Annotated in this window: 4 protein-coding genes; all 4 read left to right on the top strand. The window is 44.5% G+C overall.

All coding sequences use genetic code 11. The features are described 5' to 3' along the window. The first annotated feature begins 116 nt into the window (after positions 1–116). A complete protein-coding gene (locus tag OCV99_RS05010) occupies positions 117–5,582 on the top strand; it encodes a leucine-rich repeat protein (protein WP_158368809.1) in 5,466 nt (1,821 codons plus the stop codon). 287 nt (positions 5,583–5,869) lie between these two features. Continuing rightward, positions 5,870–7,009 carry a hypothetical protein gene (locus tag OCV99_RS05005; RefSeq protein ID WP_158368807.1) on the top strand — a complete coding sequence of 380 codons (1,140 nt, stop codon included), beginning with the start codon at positions 5,870–5,872 and terminating at the stop codon, positions 7,007–7,009. 50 nt (positions 7,010–7,059) lie between these two features. After that, the gene (locus OCV99_RS05000; protein WP_158368805.1) at positions 7,060–7,464 is read left to right on the top strand and encodes a hypothetical protein; all 405 of its coding nucleotides are present in this window, start codon (positions 7,060–7,062) and stop codon (positions 7,462–7,464) included. A gap of 364 nt (positions 7,465–7,828) precedes the next feature. Then, positions 7,829–13,884, top strand: a 6,056-nt coding sequence (locus OCV99_RS04995) for a beta-L-arabinofuranosidase domain-containing protein (protein ID WP_158368803.1), incomplete at its 3' end; no start/stop codon positions are given.

Here is a 13,884-nt window from a genome sequence, read left to right as displayed (position 1 = left end):
ACAAATTTATAAAAATAAACAATAAATGCTTCCATAGAAGCAAGATAGAGCATGGTATATAATGGGGTTAAAGAGGAAAAAGATGCCAAAATGGCACGAGAAAAAGGAGGTATAGTATGAAAAAAAGAAAAGAGAGGAAAATCCTGTCTCTGTTTCTGGCGATTGTGCTCAGCCTGTCCATGACCGTAACGTCATTTGCCGCAGGAAGCACAGATGGAACAGAAAGCACGGATACAGAAGTCCTGGAACTGCTGGGGGATCAGGCTTCTGAGACAGAGTGGACGGCTGAAGATTTCGTCTATACAGAGATGTCGCAGACCATGAACGGATGTGATTATCAGAGGACGATTGTTATCAGCGGACAGGCAGTGGCCGGATTCTCAGAGTCCGGTGTGGAGAAAATTCAGACGAACAAGAACCTTGTAATTCCGTCGAAAACACCGGATGGTGAGACCATTATCGGAGTTGCGGACGGAGCATTTAAAGAACAGGGAATCGAATCGCTGACACTGCCGGAAGGAATGATGGTGGATTATGATGACACACTTACTCACACAGTAACACGGCGAGGGAATTTTCTGATTGGGGCAAGTGCATTTTATAAGAATAAGCTAACGTCCCTGGTATTACCGGAAGGGGTTATTATGATTGGCTCTTCTGCATTTGCAAGAAATGAGCTGGAGTCTGTGTCGATTCCGCATACATTCTGGTGGTTAGAGAACTCCGCATTTGCTTATAATAATTTAACTACAGTGGGATTCCCGCGGACCTGTGATTTCCAGGCGCAGATTCACGCTTTTGCATTTGCGCACAATAATATTAAGTCCGTAAGGCTTCCGGACTATATGGAAGTGGTAGAGAAGAAGGTGTTTTACTGGAACCCGGGAATGGAAGACTGCCCGGCAGATGCACCGGAAGAGCAGAAAGAATGGGGCGGCGTTGTCTATATGTATACGAACAATGAAGCGCTCTTTGATATGGAGCGCATCCATCATATAGAAAGGACAGCGGAATCCCAGAAATCTTGGCATCAGAAATTGGTTCTGGGAGAAGACCCGGGTGCAGGCACATCCTGGAATGCGGATGATTTTACCTTTGAGGGGACGAAGGTTACAGGACTTTCTGAGTCAGGGATCGAAAAGAGGAAGGAGAACCGGGAACTGGTAATTCCTTCTGCAACACCATCGGGGGAGGAAGTGACAGAGCTTGGGGACACGACCAATACCTATGGCTTATTTGGTGCAGAGGGGGAAGTGTTCGACAGCGTGGAGCTTCCGGATACTCTGGTAAGAATCGGCGACCGCGCCTTTATGGGGAATAACCTGACAAGCATTGCCTTCCCGAATGGTTTGAAGGAGATCGGACTTGCGGCTTTTCAGACGAATCAACTGGCGGCGATTATCTTGCCGGATACACTGACTACGTTGGGAGGAGGAGCATTTGCTACCAATCCGACTCTTTCCAATATCCATATTTCCAGAAGCATGACGGAAATTCCGGCGGGGGCTTTTGGGTGCAGTGATGGGAAGAACTGGATGGAGAATCTGACGGAAATTACCATACCTGAGGGAATTACCAAAATAGGCAACAATGCCTTTGCGGGTAATAATTTTACATCCATAACGATACCTTCCACCGTGAAGGAAATTGGAAGCTATGCATTCTCAACAAAGAATTATTTGATGAAAGATACGGCGACGACGCTGACGCTGCCGGAAGGACTTGAAAAGATTGGAAACAGAGCTTTCCGTAATAAAGCGATTGAGGAAGTAGTTCTTCCGTCAACTGTGACAAAATTATATGCACAGACTTTTGAAAAGGAATTTTCGGACGATGCGGAGACGGTGGTGACGAAGGTCATTCTCCGGTCGAAAGAGCAATATGAGGATGCGAAGAACTTCCCGGCGTCAACTTACCATAAGCTGGTACTTCGCGTGGAAGGAGAGTGGAATCCGGAAGACTTCACTTATGGAGAGATCAGCGCAGAGCTTTATCCCGCGACGGATTCTTCGGCGAAAGTGCTGATTTCGGGTATTGGAGTGACGGGATTTTCCGAAAGCGGGACACAGAAGCTGGAGAATAACAAAGATCTGGTAATCCCGGCGAAGGATACCGATGGCAATCCGGTTATCGGCGTTGGCGCCAGTGCATTTAAGAACCAGGGAATTGAAAGCCTGACATTGCCGGAAGGCGTGATGGCAGATTATGAAGGAGCGTATATAGCCGAGGGGCTTACCCAGAGAGGAAACTTCATTATCCAGCGGCAGGCATTTTATGGAAATAAACTGACCAGCCTGACGCTGCCGGAAGGTGTGATACTGGTAGATATGCAGGCATTTGCCTCAAACCAGCTTCAGGAAGTGACGCTGCCACACACTATCTGGTGGATTTCTACGGGAGGCTTTTATAAAAACCAGATTACAGAATTGGTATTCCCGCAGACCTGTGATTTTAAATTGAATATGGATCCGCAGGCATTTGGAAGCAATCTGATTAAGTCAGTCCGGCTTCCGGATAGGACGGAGAAGCTGCCCAATTCCGTATTCCTGCAGTGTACCGGTATGGAGCCGGTGACGGACGAAGGGGCGACCGCTGCCCAGAAGAAGGGCGGCATTGTCTATATGTATACGGACAATGAGGAGCTTTTCAATGAAAACCTGGTTACACATCTGGACAGAGAAGGAGACGGGACAAAGCCTACAGGTACCAAGTCTTATGTGCAGAAGCTGATCTTAGGTGCTATGCCGGAAGAGCTTCAGCCCTGGAATGCGGTTCATTTTACCTTCGACGGAACGACGATTACCGGATTTTCTGATAGCGGAAAGTTAAAGCTGCAGGAGAATAAGCATGTGGTTCTGCCGGAGACTACGCCGGAAGGCGAGGCAGTGACTGCAATCGGTGCTTCAGCATTTGCCGGAACCGGTGCGGCGGTTACAGATATGGAGACGGTTTCCATTCCGAAAACAGTAGAAACCATCGGCAATATGGCGTTTAATTGGACGAATCTTATAGAAGTGGAACTTCCTGACAGCGTTACAACATTAGGAGTGTCTGCTTTTGGAAATAGCGCACAGCTTGCGAAGGTGAAACTGTCAGGAAACCTGAAGACAATTCCGCAGGCATGTTTTACCAGCAGCAGCGTAAAAGAGGTGGTTATCCCTGAGGGTGTGGAAACCATCGGGCGCGGAGCATTCCAGGGAGCACAGATAACCTCACTGAGTCTGCCGTCTACCCTTGTGACAATTGACAGGGATGCCTTCGGTAACCATCAGTTGACGGAACTGGTAATTCCGGACAGTGTAGAAACCATTGGACGAAGTGCATTTGCGATTGTGCAGGAAGGTTTGGAATCTACCCTTGCGAAAGTTACATTTGGTGCAAATTTAAAAACGATTGACAATACCGCTTTCCGCAATTGTGCCATTTCCGAGGCAGAGATTCCGGCAGGTCTTACCACACTCCATAAGGATGCATTTAAAGAGTGTACGAATGGCAAAGTGAAGTTATATACATCCAATAAAGAACATTTGAATTCTACAACAGGGATTGTGTCAGAAGGAACGAACCATACGGTAATTTACAACCAGATTGTGGGAACCGGCTGGAGCATGACCGACTTTACCTATGATGGGACAACGGTGACTGGCTGGAGCGAAAAAGGCAATCAGACAAGACTTGCCAACCATAATCTTGTGATTCCGACCATCAATCCGGCGGGAGAGGAGATTACGGCAATCGGCGATGCGGCATTTAAGATTCCTGACGGCGAGTGGATACAGGGGAAAGACAGCGTGGAGTCGCCAAATGGAATGGAGACGGTTGTATTTCCGGATACACTGGAGACAATCGGGGCAGAGGCGTTCCGTTATAATAGCCTGCAGACGGTGGAATTCCCGGAATCTGTGACGACAATCGGAGGAAGTGCGTTTAATTCCAATCAATTGACAAAGCTGGTGCTTCCGGACACCATTACTACGGTCGGAGCCGGGGCATTTGCAACAAATGCTATTACCGAATTAACCTTGTCTAAGGGAATGACGAAGCTGGAGCAGGGGATTTTCTCCATGAATATCAATCTGACTTCCGTAGAAATACCGGATACTATTACAGAAATCGGGGACATGGCATTTGCAGGAGCAAGACTTGAAACATTAACGATTCCGGAATCGGTGACAAAAATCGGAAGAAAAGCGTTCCATCTGCATCATCTGACGGAGCTTACCATTCCGGGAAATGTAAAGGAAATCGGAGATTCTGCTTTTGAGGGGACGTTCAAGGCAATTACCCTGCGCAAGCTTGTGCTGGAGGAAGGCGTTGAGACCATCGGAGCTTACGCATTCAAGGAAGGGTATCTGGAAAGTGTGCAGCTTCCGGCTTCACTGAAGACCCTTGGTACAGATCCATTTATCAATAATGCAGGAACAGATAATGATTATGTGGTGGTTCTTCACACCAGTAATCCGGAGCACCTGAAGCTGGCGGCATCAGATTATCATAAGATTGTGATTGATTCTGACAAGAGCGGCCTGAAGGCAGCCATTGAGGGAGCGAAAGCATACGAAGCTTCCAAATACACAGAAGAAAGTTACGGAAAACTGCAGGCGGCAATCGAGAAGGCAGAAATAGTTCTGAACAATGAGACGGCGCTTCAAAGCGAAGTGGATACAGAGAAAGAGGCGCTGGAAAAAGCAGTAAAAGAGCTGGAGTTAAGACCGGAGCTTGCATCGATCCGGATTACGCCTCCGGCTAAGGTTGTCTACCAGGTTGGAGATGAGATAGACCTTATCGGACTGCAGGTAATTGCTGTCTATAGTGATGGGACAGAGGTTCCTGTGACAGACTATGAAGTAAGCGGTTACGATGGTGCGAAGGAAGGGAAGCAGACGGTAACCGTGTCTTATGGAGGTAAGACGGCAGCTTTTGAGGTGACGGTTAATAAGAAAGCAGACCCTGACCCGGTAGATCCTGACCCGGTAGACCCTGACCCGGTAGACCCGGATCCTGTAGATCCGACGCCGACAGAGCCTGTCCACAAATTTATCGATGTCAATGAGGGCGACTGGTATTATGATACGGTAAACTCTGTATATGAGAGAGGACTGATGACCGGGCTTACAGATACCGTATTTGGCCCTGCTGATAACCTGGTACGCGCGCAGTTCGCGACGATTGTATACAGATTGGAAGGATGCCCGGAAGTGGATTATAAGGATGCGTTCCCGGATGTGCCGGAAAATGCATGGTTTATGAAAGCGGTTATCTGGGCAAATGAAGCTGGTGTAGTAACCGGTTACACCGATTCAGGACTGTTTGGTCCTGCAGATAATATTACCCGTGAGCAGATGGCGGTGATGATGTACCGCTATGTGAATAAGAAGGGGTATGATTTGGGAGAAAAGGCTGATTTCTCCTCTTATCCTGACGCGGGGAGTGTAAGTGAATTTGCATACGAAGCGATGCGCTGGTGCGTGGGAAATAGGATTATCACCGGAGATAATGGTATGCTGAATCCACAGGGATATGCAAATCGTGCGGAATGTGCAACGATTGTCAGTAGATTCCTGAAATTATATGACAAATAAGAAGTAGAAAACAGTAGTCTTGGACGTCTTTAAAATCTATATAGATGTAAAGACGTCCAATGCTTTTTGACAAATTTAGACGGCAAGAATTAATTGTTGAAATTTAAATATTGCTTTAAAAAACAGAATAAAATATGTCTCTATATAGATAAAAATGTTGAACTATAAAAATAATTATGTTATAATAACAGAAAATAATTGTTTTGCTTTTTGCTGTTTATCACCCCTGTGAATAGCGCTTTTTCCTTTTGTTATTTATTAACCGCTAAAATATAAGGAGTGATTGTATGAAAAAAATATTTATGCCTACTTTAACATTTTTGTTTTTCTTTGCTTTTTCGATAACCTCTTACGCCAATGATATTAACGAGAACCAATATCCTACTGATGAACAGGCTAGTTCATATGCACTACATTTTATGCAAACTTCTCAAGAAGACTCTTCCATAGAAATAGATGATTTTGTTCGTTTATATGGTACAGATGGGATGATTACTGGATATTATATTACTTTTCAAAAAGATGGGCAGCCTGCAGGATATACTCTTTTGAGTTTGGTTTCCGGAGAAGATCCTTTAGTGGAGTTTTCATTTGAAAGTAATGGAGTTCTTGGAGAACAGTTAGAACAAGAGATGCAAGCAAATTCAATGGATGAAACAATTGAAAGTTCTGAACAGCGTATAATTTATAATGGTGCGGGGTTGCTTTATAAACCGCTTTCAAATGGAGAATACTATTCGGTATATGAAGGAAAGAATGTTTCTATTTCAGATACAGAAGCATCAGCAGTTAATGCAACTATTGGAGGCGGTATTATTGATTGGTCTGATGCCAATCTTAATACGAATTCGATTTATAAAATCCCTCTTTTTGGATATGGGACTGACTATTGGATTATGACAGATTTCTCTAGTGGCGGTGTATGTTATCCCACTGCTGCTACGAATATTCTATGGTACTGGGGGAATAATTGCGGTCGAACATCCGTAATGAACAATTCAAGAATCTCTGGTGCAACTACTCTTTGGGCAAAAGCACAGGCCATTTTTGGATTGGTGCATCAAGGAATGCTTACTGTTGATTCTTCGGGGACTTTTGATTTTATGATTACTAACGGATATGCTAACTTTTTTGGAGTGTCCGCAAGCTCAACTGGAGTTTGGAATTATAAAAAAATCTCTAAAAATTCGGCATATTCTGAATACAAGGCAGCATTAAACGGACAATGCCCTATTCATTTGGTTTTGCATACGAAAGCAGGGACAATTTTAAGAGGAGAGGGGCATGGTGTTTATTGCTTCGGATATGCTTCTAGTAATACAGGAGTTAATTATTTGTTTGTTATGGATGGTTGGAACAGAGGAGGGCGTTTTGTGAAATTTAATTATTATCCGCAGGTATTTGGATATAAAATATATGTGAGGTAATGTGTTTGATATGAAATCTTTTTATATTTATGAAAAGGGGAGGTGCAGTTATGAAGAAAGGATTCAAAATAGTAGGAATCATTGTTCTGGTTTTCATTATCGGGGTTCTGGTCTGGTGCCTTGTTCCTACCCGCTTTTGCAATATTGATGCGCAGCAGGTAGAGAAAATCGAGGTCTTTGACGGCAGCAGAGGTGTGGAACTGGAGATTTCGGATTCTGAGGAAATCGCTTATCTGGTTGATAATTGGAATCAGGCGTCAGCAAGTAAACGGATCATACCGCTGCCAGCCGGAGGTTTCAAGTTTCACGTAACTGTGTACCTCGAATCCGGAAAGACGGAAGAATTCACGATTAATACGGAAGACGATGCCAAGAGAGAAATCATTTATTACAAGCGGGCAAAAGGAAATCTGTGTTATGAATATCTGGATGAATTGGCAGAGAAAGCTGGATAATATCAGGCAGAAATAAAAGGGCTGCTGCAAAAGTAGATGGATTATCTATTTTTGCAGTGGCTCTGTTTTTATATAACAGGAAATTACTGTGTTATAGTCCGCTCGCGCGCAGCGATTGCGCACAAGGCACAATCTTTTTTATGTGTGAAAAACAAAAAAAGCAGGAATTGTGATTGACTAGTTTAAAAATTTCCACTTTTTTAAATTTTTTAGAATTTTGAAATCGGCGAGAATTCTGTATGATATATATGAGAATGCGTGTGCAGTAGTAATAAAAATGCACAGTGTATTTGACAAGTAAGAAAGGGGGAAGATATTACATACTTGTCAATTACCGCAGAAAAAGAAAAAAGGAGGATATAGAATGACAAAGAAATTTTTGCGAAAAGGCTTATCCATTTTGCTTGCAGCAGCATTTGTGATAACATCTATTCCGGCAACAGCATTGGTTTCTAAGGCTGCGGATACCGATGCAGACCTGATGTTGTATTACGATTTCGTTCTGCAGAACAGCTATGCGACAGAGATTCCTGATGCTTCTCAGAACCAGAACGTAGGTAAACTGGAAAGAGTAGGAGGCGCAGTAGAAGGAAGTTATAAGATCAGTGATGTAAATCTCTACGGAAAGACAGTAAAAGCGTTAGAGCTTCCTGGAGGAGAGAATGGTTCCTACCTGAGACTTCCGGAGAATATCTTAAAAGATAAGACAGCGGCAACGATCAGTATGTGGGTAAATCTTTCTACCGATACTGGTTATCAGAGAATCTGGGATATTGGTACAGATACAAATAAATATATGTATCTGTTATCTGATGGCGGGAATGATGGATTTAAGGGTTATTCCGCAGCGATTACCAATTCCGGATGGCAGAATGAGAAGGGTGTATCTAAGGGTACAAACTTTGACAAGAACCGCTGGGTTCTGACTACCGTGGTTTTGGACGGCAGAAATATGTCCCTGTATGAGAACGGTGCACAGGTTGGTGAAACCGTTGATACAGGCATTAATATCAGCGAATTGGCAGAGACAGACAACAACTTTATTGGCTATGGACAGTTTGGCGATGCTCCGACAAAGGGACAGTTTGCAGAAGTTAAGATGTTTGACCGTGCACTGACAGCAGAGGAAATCGCTTCTATGTATGATGTAACCGATGAGGGTATCGTATCTGCAGACAAAGATGCATTGACTCTGGGTGATACCAGTGCGGTAACAGAAGATTTTACATTGCCGACAACCGGTGTAAATGGCTCTACAATTACATGGACAAGTAACAACTCTGCAATTGAAATTGAGAATGGTACGGCAAGCGTGACGAGACCGAATGCAGAGACCGGAAATGTTACTGTAACATTGACCGCAACGATTGCATACAATGGTGTAACAGATACGAAAGAATTTGATGTAACAGTTGCAGCTCGATATACCGATCAGCAGATCGTTGAACATGATGCAGAAGCAGCAAAAGCTGCGGTTGGAGATCTTTCCGCGCTTATGGAAAGCTTTAATGTTCCGACAGCAGGTGAGTGGGGTTCTGCCATTACATGGACAAGTGAAAACTCTGCAATTGTAATTCAAGATGGCGTAGCAACAGTAACCAGACCGGAACTTGGTCAGGAAAATGCAACAGGTAAGATTAAAGCTACGGTTTCCTACGGAACAGAGAGCAAAACTGTAGAACTTGATGCAACTGTATTGGCATTCCGTGAGGCAGTTACCATTAAAGGATATGATGCAATTGAAGTTACCACCCGTGTAGGAGTTGCTCCGACAATGCCGAACTGGGTAACTGTAACATATTCTGATGATACAAAGAATAAGCTGAAAGCGTCATGGCCAAGCTATATCGATGATTCTGAATTTGCATCAGCAAGAAGTTTCAAAGTAGAAGGTGCTATTGTAGGAGAAACGTATCCAATCAAAGCAACGGTAACAGTTGTTGATGAGGCGGAAGCTGTGAAGGTAGCTGTTTCTGAAGGCTTTGATTTGAATGATATTTCTCTGGACGCAATTGGTGAAGATGGATCTATCCTGACTCAGAACAGAGAAAGGGACATTGTTTATCTGAAACTCCTGGACAATGACCGTATGCTGTATAACTTCCGTAAGACCTTTGGACAGGATACGAAGGGTGCACAGCCTCTGGGGGGATGGGATGAGCCGACAGGACTTCTCCGCGGACATTCGATCGGACATTATATGTCAGCATTGTCACTTGCTTACGCTTCCACCGGTGATGCAGAATTGAAAGTAAAACTGAATGAAATGGTACATGAACTGCGTACACTGCAGAAGATGTCCAAGGGCGAAGCAAAAGATTTCGTAACCAAGGGTGTATTGACAGCTAACTGGAGTAAAGACCCGAATGAGTGGGGCGAGGGCTTTGTCAGCGCATATTCTCCTGACCAGTTTGCACTTCTGGAGCAGTATGTTCCTTATGGAAGTCCTGACAGTGGTATCTGGGCGCCATACTATACGCTGCATAAATTAATTGCAGGATTTTTGGATGCTTATACCTATGCCGGAAGTGAAGAGGGTCTGGAAGCGGCAACAGCACTTGGTAAATGGGCAATCAACCGTCTGAGCGTATTGCCGCAGGAACAGTTGACCAAAATGTGGGATATGTATATTGCCGGTGAGTTTGGTGGATTTAATGAATCTCTGGCAAAACTGTATCTTTACACAGATGACGAAGAATTTATTAAAGGTGCAAAACTGTTTGATAATACGACCTTCTTTGATAACCTGGCAAATAACTATGATGATATTGCAGGACGTCATGCAAACCAGCATATCCCGCAGATTATCGGTGCGCTGGAACTGTATAAAGCAACTGCAAAAGCCGGAAAACCGGAAAGCTATTATTATGATGTAGCCTCCAACTTCTGGCAGATGGCAGTTTCCCGTTATGCTTATTCCATCGGCGGTGTAGGTACTGGTGAGAAATTTACAGAACCATATAAGCAGGCAAATAATATCGTTGGCGACAGCAACTGTGAGACCTGTGCGGCTTACAATATGTTGAAGCTGACGAAGGAGCTGAATAACTTTGATCCGGATAATGCAGAGTATATGGATTATTATGAGAGGACACTGTATAATCAGATTCTGGCTTCCCAGACCCCGAATGTAACAAACAACAGACATAACGGAACCACATATATGCTTCCAATTGGACCTGGACAGAGAAGAAGCTATGGCGGAGACTATGATTCCTTCTCCTGTTGCCATGGTACCGGTATGGAAAACCATGTAAAATATCAGGAAGCAGCTTATGTAAAGACAAATGACACTCTGTATGTAGGATTGTATCTGCCATCTACGGTAACATGGGCAGAAAAAGATCTTACCGTAAAGCAGGAGACTGTATTCCCATCCGATACTTCTAAGTTCACTGTATCCGGAAAAGGAACAGGAAGCTTTACCATGAAATTGCGTGTGCCGTACTGGGCAACTGAAGGCATGAACGTAAAAGTAAATGGAAAAGACGTAGAAGTAAATGCAGCAGTAAGCAGCTATGTAGCATTGGAAGGAATTAAATCCGGTGATGTGATCGACGTAACAATTCCTTGGTCACTGCATCTGGATAATACTCCGGACAAGCTTGGTGCTTCAACTGTATCGAGCGTTATGTATGGACCGTTAGTAATGGCCGCAGAGGATACAAACAGAGATTGGTCAACATTGATTTTATCCAACACCATTTCTGATTCCATTAAGATTTCTAAGGATGAGAAGAATGGATTCCCGGTTCTGACAGCGAAGGGTTATACCTTCAGACCAATGTTTGCACCGGAATTTGCATCATCTGCTTATACAACATACTTTAAGACACTTCTCATCGCCGATGATGGAAAAGAATGGTTTGATGTAACTGTTAATAACCGTACACCACTTACAGGTACAATTGCCACAACTGCACAGGCAGACATGGTAAAGGATGGCGATGATCTTGTCATTACCATGACGCCGAATGAAGGCTATATTGTGAAGAAATTGGTTGTAAATGGTGAAGAAGTACAGGATCAGGTTGTAGATAATACATATACAGTCAAAGCTGTTACCGGACCTGTAGAGATTACAGTATCCTTCCGTCCGCCGGTGGTAGACGAGAACGATCTGGAATATGCAGCATCTCTGACCTGCAATACATGGTATGATTACTATGGTTCACCGTATGATATCATGAAAGACTGGGAGCCGAAGAGCTCTACGGATAATTATAATGGCGGTAGAGCATACAGAAACTGGTATAGCAAAGGACAGTGGAGCTGGCTGCAGTATGACTGGGATGATCCGATGACGATCAGCCGATTTGAAGTATTCTGGGGAACTAACGATAGAAATAAACCGAGCTGGTGTGATGTTCCTGGAGAGATTCGAGTTGAATACCTGGATGATGCAGGCAAGTGGCAAGTAGCTGAACTTACAACATCATATGAAGATATGGTAAAACTGAATCAGTACAATACCATTAAGTTTGCTGAAAAGATTAACACAACAGCAGTAAGATTATACATTCGTACAAAGAATGACAGCGAGAACTCAGAAGCAGGATGCGTTGGTATTCTTCGTTGGAAAGCAGTCGGTGATGTACCGGAACCTGTAGTTGACACAACAACTGAAATTGCATACTTTGACTTTGAGGATAAGAATGAAGACGGCACTTTCAACGGCGGCGACTATGCAATAGGTACTGTAACCGGAACTCTGGAACCGCAGGAATTTGAAGGACACAAGGGACATGGCCTGAGCTTTGACGGAACTTCATCCATCAAAGTTACGGATAAGGATGGCGGAAGCCTTCTGACCGGTTATGATGAGATTGCATTCTCCTTCGATATGAAGCCAAACACAGGATGGTCCGGATGGCCGTATTTTGCAAACATTGATGACAAAGCACCGTTAGACGGCGGACGTAAAGAACACTACCTGGGTGGGCTTGTAAATGATGCCGGACTTGTGGTAGAGCGATATCTGGACGGCCGTGGTGTGGCAGGATCCAGCCAGACAGTTGCAGTAGGCAGAGATGATTGGACACATGTAGATGTGATTTTTGGTCAGGACGGAACCAGGATTTATCTGAATTACGAACTGGCAGGCGAGACCGAATGTGCATCCAGTCTGACGGAGATCCTTGGCAATGACAGTACACTGTATATTGGCCGGGCTCTCTGGGCAAGTGAGCATTACAATGGACTTCTTGATAATTTCGGAATCTATGCAAAGGGTACTGCAAAGAGCCTTAAGATTTCCGGAAAGACCGAACTTGAGAAGATGGAATCAGCAAAACTTACAGTAGAGGCATCTCCATTGCATGTAACCAATATGGATGCTCTTACATGGAGCTCCAGCGATGAGACGATTGCTACCGTAGAGGATGGCGTGGTAACAGCTGTTGGTACAGGAAAAGTAACAATTACAGCAGCAATCGGTGAAATCAGCGATTCTGTTGAAATCACAGTAAATGACCTTGCGGAAGACAGTGATATCGCTCCTTATGCAACACCGGAAGCATCTTATACATCTTCCTGGGAGAAATTAGACGGAATCAATGACCCTGCTTTTGAGCCGGAAAGCTCTGCTTTTGGAACCGGAAAAGGCTGGGGCAACTGGTCCCAGGAGTCAGGAACTGTTCTCTGGGTAAGCTATACATGGAATGAGACGGTTAAGGTAGCGGGCAACGAAGTTTACTGGTACGATGATGGTGGCGATACAGGTGTTCCGTCAAAAGTGACAATGGAATATCTGGATGAGAATGGTAACTGGCAGCCGATGACCATTATCTCTGACAACTACCTGAATACAGATCAGTACAATATCATTAATGTAGAACCGGTAACCACTACCAGCATCCGTATGAATGTAACCGTTGCAGAAGGAAAGCGGGCAAATGGTATTGGACGCTGGAAAGTATACGGCAAGGCGGTTGAAGAAGTAACACCTGTTCCGACAGATAAGACAGCGCTTGCAGTAGCGATTGCTAAGGCAGAAGCAATCCCGGCAGAGGATGAGTCAAAATATACGAAAGACAGCTGGGAAGCAATGGAAAAAGCGCTTGCAGACGCAAAGACGTTAAATGCAGATGCAAATGCAGACCAGACAAGTGTTGACAACGCAGCTAAGGCGCTTGAGGATGCGATTGCAGGTCTGAAAGAGGTAGAGCCGACACCAGTTCCGACAGATAAGACAGCGCTTGCAGCAGCGATTGCTAAGGCAGAAGCAATCCCGGCAGAGGATGAGTCAAAATATACGAAAGACAGCTGGGAAGCAATGGAAAAAGCGCTTGCAGACGCAAAGACGTTAAATGCAGATGCAAATGCAGACCAGACAAGTGTTGACAACGCAGCTAAGGCGCTTGAGGATGCGATTGCAGGTCTGAAAGAGGTTGAACCGACACCTGTTCCGGCAGATAAGAC

Origin of the sequence: Dorea acetigenes, from assembly GCF_025567385.1 — a bacterium.
GTDB lineage: Bacteria > Bacillota > Clostridia > Lachnospirales > Lachnospiraceae > Claveliimonas > Claveliimonas acetigenes.
This window is presented reverse-complemented; position numbering and strand designations above follow the sequence as displayed.

What these genes read in the sequence shown, in the direction of transcription:
- OCV99_RS05010 (WP_158368809.1), top strand. Translation starts at nt 117, where the DNA reads ATGAAAAAAAGAAAAGAGAGGAAAATCCTGTCTCTGTTTCTGGCGATT.
- OCV99_RS05005 (WP_158368807.1), top strand. Translation starts at nt 5,870, where the DNA reads ATGAAAAAAATATTTATGCCTACTTTAACATTTTTGTTTTTCTTTGCT.
- OCV99_RS05000 (WP_158368805.1), top strand. Translation starts at nt 7,060, where the DNA reads ATGAAGAAAGGATTCAAAATAGTAGGAATCATTGTTCTGGTTTTCATT.